19 protein-coding genes are annotated in these 17,209 nt (G+C 71.6%); 5 read left to right on the top strand and 14 right to left on the bottom strand.

Going from position 1 to position 17,209, the window contains the following annotated elements; all coding sequences use genetic code 11:
* Positions 1 to 9: 9 nt before the first annotated feature.
* Positions 10 to 891: an ABC transporter ATP-binding protein gene (locus ABD671_RS17575; protein WP_344734737.1), complete on the bottom strand. Its 882-nt coding sequence runs from the start codon at positions 889 to 891 to the stop codon at positions 10 to 12.
* 27 nt (positions 892 to 918) lie between these two features.
* On the bottom strand, positions 919 to 1,563 hold the full coding sequence (locus tag ABD671_RS17570; protein WP_344734736.1) for an acVLRF1 family peptidyl-tRNA hydrolase: 645 nt from the start codon (positions 1,561 to 1,563) through the stop codon (positions 919 to 921).
* Between the two features lie 135 nt (positions 1,564 to 1,698).
* Between ABD671_RS17570 and ABD671_RS17565 the strand changes: the two genes are divergently transcribed.
* Positions 1,699 to 2,652: an SMP-30/gluconolactonase/LRE family protein gene (locus ABD671_RS17565; protein WP_344734735.1), complete on the top strand. Its 954-nt coding sequence runs from the start codon at positions 1,699 to 1,701 to the stop codon at positions 2,650 to 2,652.
* Between the two features lie 78 nt (positions 2,653 to 2,730).
* Here ABD671_RS17565 and ABD671_RS17560 read toward each other — a convergent pair whose 3' ends face one another.
* The 11 genes from ABD671_RS17560 to ABD671_RS17510 all read right to left on the bottom strand — a co-directional run bounded on the left by ABD671_RS17560 (position 2,731) and on the right by ABD671_RS17510 (position 11,070).
* A complete protein-coding gene (locus tag ABD671_RS17560; RefSeq protein ID WP_344734734.1) occupies positions 2,731 to 3,105 on the bottom strand; it encodes a metal-sulfur cluster assembly factor in 375 nt (124 codons plus the stop codon).
* Entirely contained in the window at positions 3,098 to 3,553 is a 456-nt protein-coding gene (gene sufU, locus ABD671_RS17555) for a Fe-S cluster assembly sulfur transfer protein SufU (RefSeq protein ID WP_344734733.1), read from the bottom strand. Before sufU ends, ABD671_RS17560 begins: the two co-directional genes overlap by 8 nt.
* On the bottom strand, positions 3,554 to 4,822 hold the full coding sequence (locus ABD671_RS17550; protein ID WP_344734732.1) for a cysteine desulfurase: 1,269 nt from the start codon (positions 4,820 to 4,822) through the stop codon (positions 3,554 to 3,556).
* Between the two features lie 124 nt (positions 4,823 to 4,946).
* Entirely contained in the window at positions 4,947 to 5,705 is a 759-nt protein-coding gene (sufC, locus tag ABD671_RS17545) for a Fe-S cluster assembly ATPase SufC (RefSeq protein ID WP_344734731.1), read from the bottom strand.
* Positions 5,702 to 6,037: a non-heme iron oxygenase ferredoxin subunit gene (locus ABD671_RS17540; RefSeq protein WP_344734730.1), complete on the bottom strand. Its 336-nt coding sequence runs from the start codon at positions 6,035 to 6,037 to the stop codon at positions 5,702 to 5,704. The genes sufC and ABD671_RS17540 overlap by 4 nt, the downstream gene beginning before the upstream one ends.
* Positions 6,034 to 7,200, bottom strand: a complete 1,167-nt coding sequence (sufD, locus tag ABD671_RS17535) for a Fe-S cluster assembly protein SufD (RefSeq protein ID WP_344734729.1) — start codon at positions 7,198 to 7,200, stop codon at positions 6,034 to 6,036. The genes ABD671_RS17540 and sufD overlap by 4 nt, the downstream gene beginning before the upstream one ends.
* Positions 7,197 to 8,615, bottom strand: a complete 1,419-nt coding sequence (gene sufB / locus ABD671_RS17530; RefSeq protein WP_344734728.1) for a Fe-S cluster assembly protein SufB — start codon at positions 8,613 to 8,615, stop codon at positions 7,197 to 7,199. The genes sufD and sufB overlap by 4 nt, the downstream gene beginning before the upstream one ends.
* Positions 8,612 to 9,307, bottom strand: a complete 696-nt coding sequence (locus ABD671_RS17525; RefSeq protein ID WP_344734727.1) for a helix-turn-helix transcriptional regulator — start codon at positions 9,305 to 9,307, stop codon at positions 8,612 to 8,614. Before ABD671_RS17525 ends, sufB begins: the two co-directional genes overlap by 4 nt.
* Positions 9,308 to 9,387: 80 nt before the next feature.
* Positions 9,388 to 10,284: an alpha/beta fold hydrolase gene (locus tag ABD671_RS17520; RefSeq protein ID WP_344734726.1), complete on the bottom strand. Its 897-nt coding sequence runs from the start codon at positions 10,282 to 10,284 to the stop codon at positions 9,388 to 9,390.
* A gap of 1 nt (position 10,285) precedes the next feature.
* Complete coding sequence (locus tag ABD671_RS17515) at positions 10,286 to 10,711, bottom strand: hypothetical protein (protein ID WP_344734725.1); 426 nt, start codon at positions 10,709 to 10,711, stop codon at positions 10,286 to 10,288.
* Positions 10,708 to 11,070 carry a hypothetical protein gene (locus ABD671_RS17510; RefSeq protein ID WP_344734724.1) on the bottom strand — a complete coding sequence of 121 codons (363 nt, stop codon included), beginning with the start codon at positions 11,068 to 11,070 and terminating at the stop codon, positions 10,708 to 10,710. The genes ABD671_RS17515 and ABD671_RS17510 overlap by 4 nt, the downstream gene beginning before the upstream one ends.
* Before the next feature lie 101 nt (positions 11,071 to 11,171).
* Here ABD671_RS17510 and ABD671_RS17505 point away from each other — a divergent pair, with 101 nt between their 5' ends.
* Genes ABD671_RS17505 through ABD671_RS17495 form a run of 3 tightly spaced genes read left to right on the top strand, consistent with a single transcriptional unit; the run spans position 11,172 to position 13,838 of the window.
* Complete coding sequence (locus ABD671_RS17505; RefSeq protein WP_344734723.1) at positions 11,172 to 12,110, top strand: ABC transporter ATP-binding protein; 939 nt, start codon at positions 11,172 to 11,174, stop codon at positions 12,108 to 12,110.
* A complete protein-coding gene (locus ABD671_RS17500; protein WP_344734722.1) occupies positions 12,107 to 12,904 on the top strand; it encodes an ABC transporter permease in 798 nt (265 codons plus the stop codon). Before ABD671_RS17505 ends, ABD671_RS17500 begins: the two co-directional genes overlap by 4 nt.
* A 7-nt stretch (positions 12,905 to 12,911) precedes the next feature.
* Complete coding sequence (locus ABD671_RS17495; protein ID WP_344734721.1) at positions 12,912 to 13,838, top strand: COX15/CtaA family protein; 927 nt, start codon at positions 12,912 to 12,914, stop codon at positions 13,836 to 13,838.
* A 47-nt stretch (positions 13,839 to 13,885) separates the two neighbouring features.
* Here the strand turns inward: ABD671_RS17495 and ABD671_RS17490 are convergent, their stop codons facing one another.
* Positions 13,886 to 14,881, bottom strand: coding sequence for a heme o synthase (locus ABD671_RS17490; protein WP_425574929.1), 996 nt, complete (start codon positions 14,879 to 14,881; stop codon positions 13,886 to 13,888).
* 163 nt (positions 14,882 to 15,044) lie between these two features.
* On the opposite strand from ABD671_RS17490, the gene tkt reads away from it, so the two are divergent.
* Positions 15,045 to 17,144 (top strand): transketolase, encoded by a 2,100-nt coding sequence (gene tkt / locus ABD671_RS17485; protein ID WP_344734720.1) that lies wholly within the window; start codon positions 15,045 to 15,047, stop codon positions 17,142 to 17,144.
* Positions 17,145 to 17,209 lie beyond the last annotated feature (65 nt).

Raw genomic sequence — 17,209 nt, 5'->3', positions numbered from 1 at the left:
ACGCCGACCTCACGGGACCGACCGGTAGGCGTCGCGGAAGAGCTCCTCCAGGCTGGGCGGGGAGGCCACCAGATCGTGCACCTGCGCCGCGGCGAGCGCGGCGAGCACCGCCGGCAGCCGGTCGGGGTCGACGGTGCAGCGCACGCGGTCGGCGTCCCTCACGAGGTCGTGCACGGGAAGGTCGTCCGGGAACGCGCCGGTCATCCGGGCCTCCAGCCGGGTACGCCGCAGGTGGCGGAGGTCCTCGAGCCGTCCCGAGACCACCGTCCTGCCCTCGCGGATGATCGTGACCCGGTCGGCGAGGTGGTCGACCTCGCCGAGCACGTGGCTCGACAGCAGCACGGCGGCTCCGGCTGCCACCTGGTCGCGCACACAGTCCTCGAAGACCGCGGCCATGAGCGGGTCCAGGCCGGTGGTCGGCTCGTCGAGCACCAGCAGGTCGACGGGCGCTGCGAACGCCGCGACGAGCACGACCTTCTGCCGGTTGCCCTTGGAGTAGGCACGGCACCGCTTGGTGGGATCGAGGGCGAACCGCTCGAGCAGCTCCTCGCGGCGGGTGGCGGCGGGGTCGAGGCCGCGGGCCCGCAGCAGCAGGTCGACGACCTCTCCCCCGCTGAGCTGCGGCCACAGGGCGACGTCGCCGGGGACGTAGGCGAGGCGGCGGTGCAGTGCCGGCGCATCGCGCACCGGGTCACCGCCCAGGAGCTCGGCCCGGCCGCCGTCGAGCCGGAGGAGACCGAGGAGGGCGCGGATCGTCGTCGACTTGCCGGCGCCGTTGGGTCCGAGGAACCCGTGGACCTCCCCGGCCTCGACCTCGAGGTCGAGGCCGTCGAGGGCACGCGTACGGCCGAAGGTCTTCACTAGACCCTGCGCTCGGATGATCGACGCCACCCGCTCAGCATGGCACCGGCCAGCGGGTCAGGGCCGATCGGCCGACTCGTCGGCGTTCGCGACCTCGACGACGAGGTGGAGCGCCTGCTCGGTGACCCGGTCGAGGACGTCGCGCCGCGGGTCGGGGACGTCGAACCAGGGCCCGACGACCTCGAGGTAGGCCAGCCGCGGATCGGCCAGCACCTCGCCGACCGCCGACCGGTCGCCACCGACGATCACCGGCAGCCGGTCGCGCCGTCCCGGGGTGGCCTCGAGCACCGCCACCGCGTGGGTGGCGGCGGCCTCGAACGCCTCGCGCGCCTGGTTGTCGCGCCGGCGCGCGAACCGCTGCTGCGACTGCCCGCCGGCCTTGGTGCGCCCCTGCACGTGACGGCGTCCGACCTTCGCGGCGACCGGCGAGCCGTCGAGATGGCGCGCGACGGCGAATCCGCCCTTGCGCACCAGCAGCACGCCCCACTGCGGCGGTGCCGCGATCTGCTCCACGAGGGCTGCCGGTGTCGCAGCGCCCTGGTACGGCCGGTCGAACGGCAGCCGGGCCGCGAAGGTCGAGCCGTCCGGAGCGCTGCCGAGCAGGGCGCCGCCCGCGACGGCCAGGTCCACCGCTCCGTGGCGCGCCGCGAAGTTCTCGACCCAGCGCTCGAAGCGGGCCGGGGGCACGAGGACGACGGGCACCAGCGCAACCTATCCGGCTCGCTCCGCTGCTGCCCGCGGGGCCTGTCCGGCTCGGGGCCATCCACCGTCTGGCTACCGTCGAAGCCGACGTGTTCGCAGTTCCACACCACGGACGACCTCGGGAGGTCCTCACCCATGCGACTGCATCGACGCCTCACCCTCGCCGCCTCGGCGGCCCTGCTCACCACGGCGGCCGTCGCCGGCGCCGCGACCGGCTCGACCTCGGGTCCGCTCGTCTCGCACGACGACCGTTCCTTCCCCGCGCAGATCGCACTGCCCGACGGCTTCCAGCCTGAGGGCATCACCATCGGCCGCGGCGCGACCGCCTGGTTCGGCTCCCGGGCCGACGGCGACATCTACCAGGTCGACCTGCGCTCCGGCACCGGCCGCGTGATCAGCCAGGGTCCGGGCACCCCGTCGGTCGGGCTGAAGACCGACGGACGCCGCCTGCTCTACGTCTCCGGCGGTACCGCCGGCACTGCGCGCGTCGTCGACATCCGCACCGGCGAGGTGGTGCGCGACTACCAGTTGGCCGCCAGCCCGTCGTTCGTCAACGACGTCGTCCTCGCCCGCCGGGCCGCCTGGTTCACCGACTCCCTGCGCCCCCAGCTCTACCGGGTCGGCCGCGACGACGGGACGCCCGACACGACGGCCGCGACGCTGACCCTGTCGGGCGAGTGGGTGCAGGGCACCGGCAACAGTGCCAACGGCATCACGACGACGCCGGACGGCCGGGCGCTGATCGTCATCAACTCCAGCAACGGCCTGCTGTACCGGGTCGACCCGCGCAGCGGGGCCGCGGTGGCCCTCGACCAGGGCGGCGAGGTGCTCACCAACGGCGACGGTCTCCTGCGGGAGGGTCGCACCCTCTATGTCGTCCAGAACCGGCTGAACCGCATCGCGGTGCTCCGCCTCGACCGCGCGGGCACGAGCGCCCGCCTGGAGCGCACGATCACCTCGCCGGCCTTCGACGTGCCGACCACGGTCGCCCGCTTCGGTCGCGCGCTGTATCTGCCGAACGCCCGGTTCACGACGCCGGCCACCCCCACGACGACCTACGACGTCACCCGGGTGTACGAGCGCCGCTGAGCTCCCAGCGACCCGCGACATGACGACGCCCCCGGTGCCGATGGCACCGGGGGCGTCGTCGTGGTCGGGGACGGCGGTTCAGACGTTGAACCCCAGCGCCCGCAGCTGCTCGCGGCCGTCCTCGGTGATCTTGTCCGGACCCCACGGCGGCATCCAGACCCAGTTGATGACGACGTCGCCGACCAGGCCCTCGAGGGCGGAGTCGGTCTGGTCCTGGATGACGTCGGTGAGCGGGCAGGCCGCGGAGGTCAGCGTCATGTCGAGGACGACGTTGCTGTGCTCGTCGAGGTGCACGCCGTAGACGAGGCCGAGGTCGACGACGTTGATGCCGAGCTCGGGGTCGACGACGTCCTTCATCGCCTCGGTGACGTCCTCGACGGTGACGGTCGAGACACCGCCGGTGGCCTCGGGGACCTCGGGCAGGTCGCCGGCGGCGGATGCGGGCTCAGACATGGGAGGTCTCCTCCAGGGATCGGGCCGTGGCGTCCTTCCAGGCCATCCACGACAGCAGCGCGCACTTGACGCGCGCGGGGAACTTGGCGACACCGGCGAAGGCGATGGCGTCCTCGAGGACGTCCTCGTCGGGCTCCACGGTGCCCTTGCCCTGCATGAGGGTCAGGAAGGTCTCGTGGATGTCCATCGCCTCGGTCAGCGGCTTGCCGATGACGAGGTCGGTGAGCACCGAGGCCGAGGCCTGCGAGATCGAGCAGCCGACGGCGTCGTAGGAGACGTCGTCGACGACGCCGTCGGCGAGATGCACGCGCAGCGTGATCTCGTCGCCGCAGGTCGGGTTGACGTGGTGTACCTCGGCCTCGAAGGGCTCGCGCAGACCCTTGTGATGCGGGTTCTTGTAGTGGTCCAGGATGATCTCCTGGTAGAGCGCGTCGAGTTCCTGGCTCACTCAGGCCACCTTGAAGTACGAGCGGGTGTAGTGCAGGGCCTCGATCAGCGCGTCGATCTCCTGCGGCGTCGTGTAGAGGTAGGACGACGCACGCGTGGTGCTCTGCACGCCGAAGCGGGCGTGGGCCGGCTTTGCGCAGTGGTGGCCGGCGCGGACGGCGACGCCGCGCACGTCGAGCACCTGCGCGATGTCGTGGGGGTGCACGCCCTCGAGCTCGAAGGAGATCGCCCCACCGCGCCGCGTGGCGTCGAGCGGACCGAGCACGCGCACGCCCGGCACGGTGGCCAGGCCCTCGAGCGCGTAGGCGGTGATCGCCTGCTCGTGGGCATGGATGGCCTCCAGCCCGATGCTGCGCAGGTACTGCACGGCCGCGCCCAGGCCCACGGCCTCGACGATCGGCGGCGTGCCGGCCTCGAACTTGTGCGGGATGCCCGCGTAGGTCGAGCGCTCCATCGCGACGGTCTCGATCATCTCCCCGCCGCCGAGGAACACCGGCAGCTGCTCGAGGAGCGCACGCGAGCCCCACAGCACGCCGATGCCCGTCGGGCCCACGACCTTGTGACCGGTGAAGACCAGGGCGTCGGGACGCTCCTCGACCGGCATCGCAGCCAGGTCGATGGGCATCTGGGGCGCGGCCTGGGAGGCGTCGACGACGACGATCGCGCCGACCTCGTGGGCCCGCCGCGCGATCAGCCCGATCGGGTTGACTGTGCCGAGCATGTTCGACACCCACGTCAGCGAGACGACCTTGGTGCGCTCGGTGATGAGCGCATCGATCTCCGAGAGGTCGAGCTCGCCCTCCTCGGTGAGCCCGAACCACCGCAGCGTCGCGCCCGTGCGCTGGGTGAGCAGCTGCCACGGCACGATGTTGGAGTGATGCTCCATCTCGGTGATGACCACCTCGTCACCGGGCCCGACCTGCAGCGGCGAGCTCCAGGCGAGGGTGTTGGCGATGAGGTTGAGGGCCTCGGAGGCGTTCTTGGTGAAGATCACCTCGTCGCGCTCGGGCGCACCGAGGAAGGACGCGACCAGGTCGCGACCGTTCTCGAAGGCCTCGCTGGCCTCGGCGCCGAGCTGGTGCATGGCGCGCGCCACGTTCGCGTTGTGCCGCTCGAGGTGGTCGACCATCGCGTCGATGACGACCTGCGGCTTCTGCGAGGTGTTGGCGCTGTCGAGGTAGACCAGCGGCTGCCCGCCCGCGAGGGTGCGTTCGAGGATCGGGAAGTCCTTGCGGATCACTGCCAGGTCGGGCAGTAGTCCTGCGATCATCGGAACCCCTTTCTTGAGGTCCGGCCCAGCGGTGCGGGAAGCGATGCTGGGCAAGGCGGAGAAGCGAGGAGCGGCCGTCGAGCGGAGCGGGCCGTCGGGCGACGACAACGCAGCCCAGGGCCGGTTATCGCGTCGCTGGGGTGAAGCGCTCGTAGCCGTTGGCCTCCAGCTCGTCGGCGAGCTCGGGGCCACCGGACTCCGCGACGCGGCCGTCGACGAAGACGTGGACGACGTCGGGCTTCACGTAGCGCAGGATGCGCGTGTAGTGGGTGATGAGGAGCAGGCCCTTGCCGTCGCGGCCGGCGAAGTCGTTGATGCCGTCGGAGACGACCTTGAGGGCGTCGATGTCGAGACCGGAGTCGATCTCGTCGAGGATCGCGAACTTCGGGTCGAGCAGGTCGAGCTGGGCGATCTCGGCGCGCTTCTTCTCACCACCGGAGAAGCCCTCGTTGACCGAGCGGCTGGAGAAGGCCGAGTCGAGCTTCATACGGTCGAGGGCGCCGTTGACGTCCTTGACCCAGGTGCGCAGCTTGGGGGCCTCGCCATCGAGGGCGGTCTTGGCGGTGCGCAGGAAGTTCGCCATCGAGACGCCCGGCACCTCGACGGGGTACTGCATGGCCAGGAAGAGGCCGGCGCGGGCCCGCTCGTCGACGCTCATCTCGAGCACGTTCTCGCCGTCGAGCAGCACCTCTCCACCGGTGACGGTGTACTTGGGGTGGCCTGCGATCGAGTAGGCGGTGGTCGACTTGCCCGAGCCGTTGGGACCCATGATGGCGTGGGTCTCGCCGGACCGGATGGTCAGCGTGACGCCCTTGAGGATCTCCTTGGCACCGTCCTCGGTGTCGACGGAGACCTGGAGGTCCTTGATCTCGAGAGTGCTCATGCCGGGGTGACTCCGTTCAGGGTGGACTCCACGTCGACGTACACATCGCCGTCACGGAGTTCGACAGGGAAGGTGGCGACCGCCTCGGTCGCCGGGAAATTGGTGGGCTTGCCGGTGCGCAGGTCGAAGCGGGAGCCGTGCAACCAGCATTCGATCTGGCAGTCCGCGACCTCGCCCTCGCTGAGCGAGACCGCCGCGTGGGAGCAGAGGTCCTGGAGGGCGTACACATCGTCGCCGTCGCGGGCGACCGCGACGGTGTAGCGACCGACCTGGACCGACAGCCCCTCGTCGGTCGGGACATCGGCGAGGGCGCAGGCGCGCTCGAAGGTCACGCGAGCTCCTTCAGCACGTTCTTGGCCAGCTCGGCCTCGACGGTCGCGAGCAGCTTCTCCTCGACCGACTCGATCTGCACGCGGCGGATGACGTCGTTGAAGAAGCCATGGACGACCAGGCGCTGGGCCTCCTTCTCCGACACACCGCGCGAGCGCAGGTAGAACAGCTGCTCGTCGTCGAACCGCGCCGTGGCCGAGGCGTGACCCGCACCCTCGATCTCGCCGGTCTCGATCTCCAGGTTCGGCACCGAGTCGGCCTGGCAGCCGTCGGTGAGCACGAGGTTGCGGTTCTCCTCGTAGGTCTCGATGCCCTCGGCGACCTTGCGGATGAGCACGTTGCCGATCCACACGGCGTGCGCCTTCTCGCCCTGCAGCGCGCCCTTGTAGACGACGTTGCTGGAAGTCTTCGGCGCGTTGTGGTCGACGAAGAGGCGGTGCTCGATGTGCTGGCCGGCGTCGGCGAAGTAGAGGCCGATGCCCTCGAAGGAGCCACCCGGGCCGGCGTAGGCGACGTTGGTGCTGGTGCGCACGACGTCGCCGCCGAAGGTGACCTCGAAGTTGCGGACCACCGCGTCACGGCCGACGGTGATGTTGAGCTGCGCGGTGTGCACGGCGTCGTCGGCCCAGTCGTAGATGGTGACGAGATCGACGCTGGCGCCGTCCTCGACCACGACCTGCACGAGCTCGTTGTAGTGCGCGGAGCCCTGGTCCTCGACGACGAGCTGCACCTTGGCGTGGCGCCCGACGCGGATCACGGTGTGCTGGGCGACGCCGGCCTCGATGCCGGTGCCGACCGCGCGCACGCGGATCGGCTCGGCGAGCTCGGTGTCGGCCGGCACCTCCAGGACGCCGACGCGCGGCGCGTGCTTGGCCGCGAGCGCACCGAGGCGGTCGAGCGGGGCGATCCCGCCGAGCGCCACGGCCTCCGCCGCGTCGACCTCGCGCCACGTGGCCCCCTCGGGCAGGTGCGCCTCGAGCTCGATCGTGCCGGTGAGGGCGACGTCGTCGAGCAGCGAGCCGAGCCGCTTGAGGGGGGTGAAGCGCCACAGCTCCTCCCGGCCCGTGGGGGCCGGGTGCGCGTCGAGCTCGTAGCTCGGCTCGCTGTGGAGGTGGCTCTCGACGCGCTCGACCTCGAGCGCGTCGCGGACAGCGGTGACCGTCACCCGACGGCTCCTTCCATCTGCAGTTCGATGAGGCGGTTGAGCTCGAGGGCGTACTCCATGGGGAGCTCCTTGGCGATCGGCTCGACGAAGCCGCGCACGATCATCGCCATCGCCTCGTCCTCCTCCATGCCCCGCGACATGAGGTAGAAGAGCTGGTCGTCGGAGACCTTCGAGACGCTCGCCTCGTGACCCATCGACACGTCGTCCTCGCGGATGTCGACGTAGGGGTAGGTGTCGGAGCGGCTGATCTGGTCGACGAGCAGCGCGTCGCACAGCACGTTGGACTTCGAGCCGTAGGCGCCCTCGTTGACCTGGATCAGGCCGCGGTAGGACGTGCGGCCGCCGCCGCGGGCGACCGACTTGCTCAGGATCGAGGAGGAGGTGTGGGGCGCCGCGTGCACCATCTTGGCTCCGGCGTCCTGGTGCTGGCCCTCGCCCGCGAAGGCGATGGACAGCGTCTCGCCCTTGGCGTGCTCGCCCATGAGGTAGACGGCCGGGTACTTCATCGTGACCTTGGAGCCGATGTTGCCGTCGACCCACTCCATCGTGGCGCCGGCCTCGCAGACGGCGCGCTTGGTGACGAGGTTGTAGACGTTGTTCGACCAGTTCTGGATGGTCGTGTAGCGGCAGCGGCCGCCCTTCTTCACGATGATCTCGACGACCGCGGAGTGCAGGGAGTCGGAGGAGTAGATCGGCGCGGTGCAGCCCTCGACGTAGTGCACGTAGGCGTCCTCATCGACGATGATCAGCGTGCGCTCGAACTGGCCCATGTTCTCGGTGTTGATGCGGAAGTAGGCCTGCAGCGGGATGTCGACGTGCACCCCCTTGGGCACGTAGATGAACGAACCGCCCGACCACACCGCGGTGTTGAGCGCGGCGAACTTGTTGTCGCCGACCGGGATCACGGTGCCGAAGTACTCCTGGAAGAGCTCCGGCTGCTCCTTGAGCGCGGTGTCGGTGTCGAGGAAGAGCACGCCCTGGGCCTCGAGGTCCTCGCGGATCGAGTGGTAGACCACCTCGGACTCGTACTGCGCGGCGACGCCGGCGACGAGGCGCTGCTTCTCCGCCTCCGGGATGCCGAGCTTGTCGTAGGTGTTCTTGATGTCCTCGGGGAGGTCCTCCCAGGACTGCGCCTGCTTCTCGGAGGACCGCACGAAGTACTTGATGTTGTCGAAGTCGATGCCCGAGAGGTCAGAACCCCAGGTGGGCATGGGCTTGCGGTGGAAGAGCTTGAGGCCCTTGAGCCGCAGGTCGAGCATCCACTGGGGCTCGCCCTTCTTCGCCGAGATGTCGCGCACGACCTCCTCGTCGAGGCCGCGCTTGGCCTCAGCACCCGCGACGTCGGGGTCGGCCCAGCCGAAGTCGTAACGGCCGATCCCCTTCAGCTCGGGGTTCAACTCTTCGATCGAGGTCATGAGACGACCTTCTTCCTCTCATCGGTGGTCCGCTGGGGGTCCGGGATGCAGGTGGTGCACACGCCGTCGCCGTGGGCGATGGTGGCGAGGCGCTGCACGTGGCGGTCGAGCACGCGGCTGATCGCCGCGGTCTCGGCCTCGCACAGCTCGGGGAACTCGTGGGCGACGTGGCTGACGGGGCAGTGCTGCTGGCACAGCTGCTCGCCCGCGGCGGCCACGGACACCGGGAGGGCCCGCACGCTCGCGGCGTACCCCTCGTCGGTGAAGACCCGGGCGAGCACCTGGGCGGGGCTCAGGCTCGGGTCGGACGCCTGCACGTGGGGGAACCGCTCCTCGATGAACGCCACGCGGCGCTCGGCGAATTCCCGCAGCGCGGGCTGGCCGCCGGTCTCGGCGAGGAAGCGCAGCGCCTGGACGGCGAGGTCGTCGTACTGCTGGTCGAAGCCCTCGCGGCCGGCGTCGGTGAGCGCGAAGACCTTGGCCGGGCGGCCACGGCCGCGGGCGCCCGCGATCGGGCGGGGGTCGCGGGCCTCGACCGCGCCGTCCTCGAGCAGCTGGTCGAGGTGACGGCGGACGGCGGCCGCGGTCAGGTCGAGACGCTCGGCGATGGCGGCCGCGGTGAGCGGGCCGTCGTGGAGGAGGCAGCGCGCGACGCGCTGGCGCGTCGTCCGGTCACCCGCCTCGAATTCCACAACATCAGTGTGCCGTTAATGTTTCGGGGCCTTCAAGGAAGGGTGCCCTAACTCGGCGGGGGTCGGGTACGTGGGGGTCGTCACACCCCGCCGAGCTCGCGCAGCTCGGTCAGGATCTCCGGCATCCGGGTCATCAGGGAGAGGTGGCCGTCCTCCTCGGTGAAGTGCACCCGGGCACCCGGGATCGAGGCCGCCAGGAACTCCGCATGCGCGAACGGGACCATCCGGTCGAGCCGGCCCTGCCACAGCGCGACGGGGCGCCGGATCTGCGCCGGCTCGAACCCCCACGGCGCGACGAAGGCGAGGTCGTCGTGCAGCCAACCCTCGATGCCGCGGCTCAGCGCATGCCGGAAGGTCGCTGCCATCTCCTCGGCGAAGGCGTCGGTGAGGACGGCCTTGTCGGGCTCGGGCAGCAGGTCGCCCATGCCCTCGACGAGGTTCTCCGCGGTCAGTGCGGCGAACCCGGGGTGCCACTCCTCCAGCAGGGCGCGCAAGGCCTCCTCGCCCCGGAAGGCCGCACCGAACTCGACGACGTTCTCCTCCCCCATCCCGGCCAGGAAGTCGCCGGGGAAGCCGACGTGCGGCGCGACGCCGACCCCGGACGCGGCGGCCAGGCAGCGGTCCCCCAGCACCGCGGCGCAGGCGAGCGCGCGCGGACCGCCGCCCGACCAGCCGAGGGTCAGGAACTCCCCCAGTCCGAAAGCGTCGAGGACCGTCACGGTGTCGGCGGGGTCGTCGGCGATCGGCTGCCAGGCCGAGCGGGGCGTCGAGTCGCCGTAGCCGGGTCGCGAGAAGCACACCGTGCGCAGGCCCACCTGCGCGGCGGCGTCCTCCAGCAGCGGGGACGGCCAGGCCGCCTGCGGCGTGCCGTGGTGGTACACCAGCGGGACGCCGTCGGGGTCGCCGCCGAGGAGCACCTCGAGCTCGCGGCCGTCGGGGGTGGGGACGACGTGTCGGGTGCTGGGGTGGCTGCTCACCTCAGGAAGCCTGCCGGGTGGCCCGGAGCCAGACAAGGCCGCAGAACGGCAGCACGAGGGGCAGGAAGCCGTAGCCCTGACCGAAGTGCGACCAGACGGTCTTGTCGGGGAACAGGGCGGTGTCGACGTAGGTGAGCGTGCCGACCACCAGCACCCCGACCGCCTCGATCGAGCAGGCGACCAGCGCGATCCACCATGCCGTGCGGCCACCGCGCAGGAGGCAGGTGGTGGCGACGAGGTAGACGATCGCGGCGACCAGGGAGAGCGAGTAGGCCAGCGGCGCCTTGCCGGCGTCCAGGCCGAGCTGGGTGAGGGAGCGGCCGGTCGCGGCCACCGCGAACACGCCGTAGACGGCCACGAGGATGCGGCCGGGGCCGGCGCCGAGGCGCGGTCGGGCGTCGTCCGTCGAGGCCTCCGGCGCGCTCATGCCGCACCCCACAGGCTGTGCAGCCGCGCCTCGCAGGCGACGACGGTGAGCAGCATGACCACGAGCACTCCCGTGCCCCACCGGCTGCGTTCGACCAGGGCGAGGGCGGCCCCGACCGGGACGACGAGCAGGGCGGTGAACAGGTAGGCCACGAACGTGACCCCCTCGACGTCGCGATCGGTGTTCGCCAGCGCGACGCACCCGCCGATCGCCTGCACCAGCAGGGCGAGGAGCAGCACGCCCAGCACGACGAAGTAGCGGTCGCTCGGCGGGCTCTCGTCTCGCACGAGCATCAGCACGGTCAGCACCATCGCCACGGCGGCGATGAGCAGGACGATCGCGGTCAACCACCAGGTCACGCCCGAAGCCTAGGCGCAGGCCCGCGGACGGCTCCCGCGGCCTCGGGGAGCCGATCGACCCGGCCGCCGGGACGCTGGCCCGGGCTCCCTAGACTGGAGGCGTGCACGACGCCGACCTCGCCGTCGTCGTCGACGACCTCGTGATGCGCTACGGCGACAAGGTCGCCGTCGACGGTCTCTCACTCACCGTCGAACGGGCGAGCATCACCGCCGTCCTCGGCCCCAACGGCGCCGGCAAGACCACCACGCTCGAGACCTGCGAGGGCTTTCGCAAGCCGCAGTCCGGTAGCGTGCGCGTGCTCGGGCTCGACCCCGTGCGCGACCGTCGCGCGCTCCTCCCCCGCATCGGGGTGATGCTCCAGGGTTCCGGGGCGTGGAGCGGGGCGCGCGCGCTGGAGATGCTCGCCCATGTGGCCAAGCTGCACTCCGACCCCCTCGACATCGGCATGCTCGCCGACCGTCTCGGGCTGCACGAGTGCGGACGGACGCCGTACCGCCGCCTCTCCGGCGGGCAGCAGCAGCGCCTCGGTCTGGCGATGGCGATCGTCGGGCGACCCGAGCTGGTCTTCGTCGACGAGCCGACCGCGGGCATGGACCCGCAGGCCCGCCGCACGACGTGGAAACTGCTGCAGGAGCTGCGCGCCGACGGCGTCACCGTCGTGCTGACCACGCACTACATGGACGAGGCCGAGCGGCTCGCCGACCACATCCACATCGTCGACCACGGGCGGCTCATCGCCTCCGGCTCCCCCATCGCGCTCACGCGCGGCGGGGCCTCGACCACCATCCGCCTAGTCGTCACCAAGCCGTTCCCGCCCGGCGCGCCGGAGTCGCTGCGCGCCGCGCTCGGACCCGACATCGAGGTGACCGCCCTCGACGAGCTCAGCCTGGTCGTGAGCGGACCCGCCGACGCCTCGACCCTCGCCAAGGTCTCCGGATGGTGCGACGAGCAGGGCGTCCTGCCCGAGTCGCTCACCCTGGGACAGCGCACCCTCGAGGACGTCTTCCTCGAGCTCACCGGACGGGAGCTCCAACCGTGACCCAGACGACGTCCGCCGTCACCGCCGGTGCGTTCGCGCCGCGCCCCGGCGCCGCGCCGCTCGCCCGGCAGGTGCTCGCCCAGGCCTCGATGGAGGCCCGGCTCATGCTGCGCAACGGCGAGCAGCTGCTGCTCGCCGTCGTCATCCCGGTCATCGTGCTGATCGGCGGCGTGCAGGGCTCGGACAGCATCGGCCTGGACCTGTCCCACCCGCCCGTCGACGTCTTCACCCCCGGCGTGCTCGCCCTCGCGGTCATGTCGACCTCGTTCACCTCCCTGGCCATCGCCACCGGCTTCGAACGCCGCTACGGCGTCATCAAGCGGCTCGGCGCCTCGCCGCTGCCTCGCGTCGGACTGCTGGCCGGGAAGGCCCTGGCCCTGCTGCTGGTCGAGGTCGTCCAGATCGTCGTCGTGTGCGGCGTCGGCCTGGCGCTGGGCTGGAACCCGGACACCGCACCAGCCGCGTTCGTGGGAGCGCTGCTCGCCGCCGTCCTCGGCACCTTCGCCTTCGCGGCCCTCGGGCTGTTCGTGGCCGGCGTCCTGCGCGCCGAGGCGACCCTCGCGGCCGCCAACCTCGTCTACCTGCTGCTCATGGCCGGCGGCGCCGTCGTCCTGCCGGCCTCGGCCTACGGCGCCTTCGGGGACGCCGTCAGCTGGCTGCCCTCAGGCGCGCTCGGCCAGGCGATGCGGGCCGCGTTCCTCGACGGGTCGATCGCCTGGACCCACCTGCTCGTGCTCGCGGCCTGGGCCGCGCTCGGCACGGCGCTGACCGCCCGCACCTTCAAGTGGGAGTGACCCGCACGTGAGCCTCACCGACCGCACCGCTCGCACCGACACCCCGCCCGCCGGCCCGTCCCGGCGCGAGCCCGGGCCGCTGGCGCGCTTCCTGCCGCTGACGGCCTGGGCCTCCATCGTGGCCAACATCGGCATCGTCGTGACCGGCGGCGCCGTCCGGCTGACCGGGTCGGGGCTGGGCTGCCCCACCTGGCCGCGCTGCACCGACGAGGGGTACACCCCGCACGGCGCGTACAGCGTGCACGCGGCCATCGAGTTCGGGAACCGGCTGCTGACGTTCGTGCTCGTCGCGATCGCGATCGCGACCGTCGTCGCGGCCTGGTCGAGCCGGCGCCGCGACCTGCGCGTGCTGGCGATCGCGATGGCGCTGGGCATCCCCTTCCAGGCCGTCATCGGCGGCATCACCGTGCTCACCGACCTCAACCCGTGGGTCGTCTCGCTGCACCTGATGCTCTCGATGGTGATCACCGCGGTCGCCGTCCTGTTCCTGCGACTGCTGCCCGGACCGCTTCCCGCACCGCGCGGCGGACCGGTGACCGCGCTCGCCTGGGCGACGTTCGCGATGGCGTGGGTGGTGCTCTACGTCGGCACCGTGGTCACCGGCAGCGGCCCGCACGCGGGCGACGCCGACGCCCCCCGCAACGGCCTGGACCCGCTCCAACTCAGCCAACTGCACGCCGACGTCGTGATGCTCTTCATCGGCCTCTCCATCGGCCTGCTGGCCCTGGCCGTCCTGCTCGGCGACGGAGTGGCCCGTCGGGCCGCGGTGGTGCTCCTCGTGGTGGAGGTCGCCCAGAGCGCGATCGGTTTCGTGCAGTACTTCACCGGCCTGCCGGAGATCCTCGTCGGCGCCCACATGCTCGGTGCCGGCGTCCTCATCGCCGTGATGACCTGGGCGCTGCTCGCCGTGCGGCATCCGGTGGAGCGGGGCTGAGGGCCGGCTGCAGGTTTCCCCGGTCAGCCGGGGAACAGACCCCGCCCTCAGAACCGCAACAGCGGATCGAGCGCGACGGCGACGAAGAGCAGCGACAGGTAGAGGTTCGAGGAGTGGAACAGGCGCATCGGGGAGATGACGCTCAGCTCCTCGCTGCGTCGTGAGCGGGCCCACATGCGGTGCGCCTCGACCAGGAACGCAGCCCCCAGGAGGACGGCGGCGATCGGGTAGACCGGGCCGGTATCGGCGATCGGCCACAGGGCCAGGGAGGTCGCGACCATCACCCAGCTGTAGATGACGATCTGGCGTCCGACCTCGGCGGCCGAGGCGACGACGGGGAGCATCGGCACGTCGACGTTGCGGTAGTCCTCGCGGTAGCGCAGCGCGAGCGCCCACGTGTGGGGCGGGGTCCAGAAGAAGACCACCAGGAACAGGACGACGGGGGTCCAGGCGAGCTCGCCGGTGACGGCGGTCCAGCCGATGAGGGCGGGGAAGCAGCCGGCGATCCCGCCCCAGACGATGTTCTGGGTCGTGCGGCGCTTGAGCAGCATCGTGTAGCCGAACACGTAGAACGCGTTGGCCGCCACCGACAGCAGCGCGGAGAGCGGGTTGACGAAGGCGTAGAGCACCACCGTCGAGAGCACCCCGAGGACGACGCCGAAGACCAGCGCGGCCCGCGGGCTGACGATGTGGCGGGGCAGCGCGCGACGTCGCGTGCGGCGCATCTGCTCGTCGATGTCGCGGTCGTAGACGCAGTTGAAGACCGAGGCCGAACCCGCCGAGAACGTGCCGCCGATCACGGTGGCGACGACCAGCCCGAGCTCGGGCACCCCGCGCGCGGCGAAGAACATCACCGGCACGGTGGTGAGCAGCAGCAGCTCGATGACGCGGGGCTTGGTGAGGCCGACGTAGGCGGCCACGACGTCCTTCCAGGTCTTGCGACCCGGCAGCTCCTCACCCGCAGGGCGGGGGTCCGTCGACGACTCCGCGCCGTCTCCGCCGACGAACGGCTCGGAGGAGGCGTGCTCGCCGACGTACGTCACTGAATTCCTCACCGCAGTGCGGGCACGGGGTGTGCCCGGGACGCTTGTGAGTCTAGCCGCGGCTGACAGTAGGCTCGGAATCGCCCGCCATGCGACTCCTGCCACCCACGGCTGCCGACGCCCATGGCCTCCCACGCACCCGGTCAGCCCTGGAAGGAACCCTGTGACCTCTCCCGCCCCGCTCGAGTGGACCGACCTCGACGCCTTGGCCGTCGACACGGCCCGCGTCCTGGCGATGGACGCCGTCCAGAAGGTCGGCAACGGCCACCCCGGGACGGCGATGAGCCTGGCCCCCGCGGCCTACCTGCTCTTCCAGAAGGTCATGCGCCACGACCCGGCCGACCCGCAGTGGATCGCCCGCGACCGCTTCGTGCTGTCGTGCGGCCACTCCAGCATCACGCTGTACACGCAGCTCTACCTCGGCGGCTTCGGGCTGGAGATCGAGGACATCAAGGCGCTGCGCACGTGGGGCAGCCGCACCCCGGGCCACCCCGAGTTCGGCCACACCGCCGGCGTCGAGGTCACCACCGGCCCGCTCGGCCAGGGTGTCGCGAACGCGGTCGGCATGGCGATGGCCGCCCGTCGCATCCACGGCCTGCTCGACCCCGAGACCCCCGAGGGCGAGTCGCTCTTCGACCACCACGTCTACGTGCTGTGCTCGGACGGCGACCTCCAGGAGGGCGTGAGCGGCGAGGCCAGCTCGATCGCGGGCACCCAGAAGCTCGGCAACCTGACGGTCGTCTACGACCGCAACCGCATCTCGATCGAGGGCGACACCGACATCTCCTTCACCGAGGACGTCGCCGCGCGCTACGAGGCCTACGGCTGGCACGTGCAGACCGTCGACTGGACCAACGGCGGCACCGAGTACCGCGAGGACGTCCACGCACTGCACGACGCGATCACGGCCGCCGGCGCGGTCACCGACAAGCCCTCCCTCATCGTGCTCGACACGATCATCGCCTGGCCCGCCCCGAACGCCCAGGGCACCGAGGCCGCGCACGGCAGTGCGCTGGGCGCTGAGGAGGTCGCGGCGACGAAGAAGGTGCTCGGCTTCGACCCCGAGCAGCACTTCGAGGTGCCCGAGCAGGTGCTCGCCCACACCCGGTCGCTGCGCGAGCGCGGGGCCGCCGCCGGCAAGGAGTGGGACGGGAAGTACCGCGCCTGGGCCGAGGCGAACCCCGAGCGCGAGCAGCTGCTGCACCGCCTCAAGGCCCGCGCGCTGCCGGCCGAGGCGGCCACTGCGCTGCCGACCTTCGAGGCCGACGCCAAGGGCGTGGCCACCCGGTCGGCGTCCGGCAAGGTGATCAACGCCCTCGCTCCGGTGATGCCCGAGCTGTGGGGCGGCTCGGCCGACCTCGCAGGCTCGAACAACACCACCATCAACGGCGTCCCCTCGGTCGGCCCGGTCGACGGCGGCACGCATGACTGGACCACCGACCCGCTCCAGGGCCGGGTGCTCCACTTCGGCATCCGCGAGCACGCGATGGGCGCGATCATGAACGGCATCGCCGTCTCGGGCCTGACCCGCGTCTTCGGCGGCACCTTCATGACCTTCTCCGACTACATGCGCGGCGCGGTCCGCGTGGCCGCGCTCATGGGCGTGCCGGTCACCTACGTGTGGACCCACGACTCCATCGGCCTGGGCGAGGACGGTCCGACCCACCAGCCGATCGAGCACCTCGCGGCGCTGCGCGCGATGCCGGGTCTCGACGTCATCCGGCCCGCCGACGCCAACGAGACGGCCGCCGCCTGGCTCACCCTGCTCGGCCACACCGACCGTCCGGCCGCGCTGGCGCTGACCCGCCAGAACGTGCCGGTCTTCCCGCGCGGCGAGCAGGCCTTCGCCACCACCGAGGGCGTCGCGAAGGGCGCCTACGTGCTCATCGACGCCGAGGCCACGCCCGACGTCATCCTCATGGCCACCGGTTCGGAGGTGCAGATCGCGGTCGAGGCACGCGCGAAGCTCGCCGAGGAGGGCGTCGACGCCCGGGTGGTCTCGATGCCCTGCCTGGAGTGGTTCGAGGCGCAGGACCAGGCCTACCGCGACTCCGTGCTGCCCCCGTCGGTGCGGGCCCGGGTCTCGGTCGAGGCCGGCGTCCGTCAGGGCTGGCGGGAGTACGTCGGCGACCTGGGGCGCATCGTCTCCATCGACCACTTCGGCGGCTCCGCCGACTACCAGCGCCTGTACCAGGAGTACGGCCTGACCACCGAGGCCGTGGTCGCCGCCGCGCGCGACAGCCTCACCTCGGTCTCGGGCTGAAACCAGCACCCCGGCGGACGCCGGCGATCCCGGCGTCCGCTCCACCACCGGCACCATCACGTACG

Origin of the sequence: Nocardioides fonticola, assembly GCF_039536805.1 — a bacterium.
GTDB classification, from domain to species: Bacteria; Actinomycetota; Actinomycetes; order Propionibacteriales; family Nocardioidaceae; genus Nocardioides; species Nocardioides fonticola.
The sequence above is the reverse complement of the archived record's forward strand: the minus strand, read 5'-3'. Positions and strand labels throughout refer to the sequence as shown.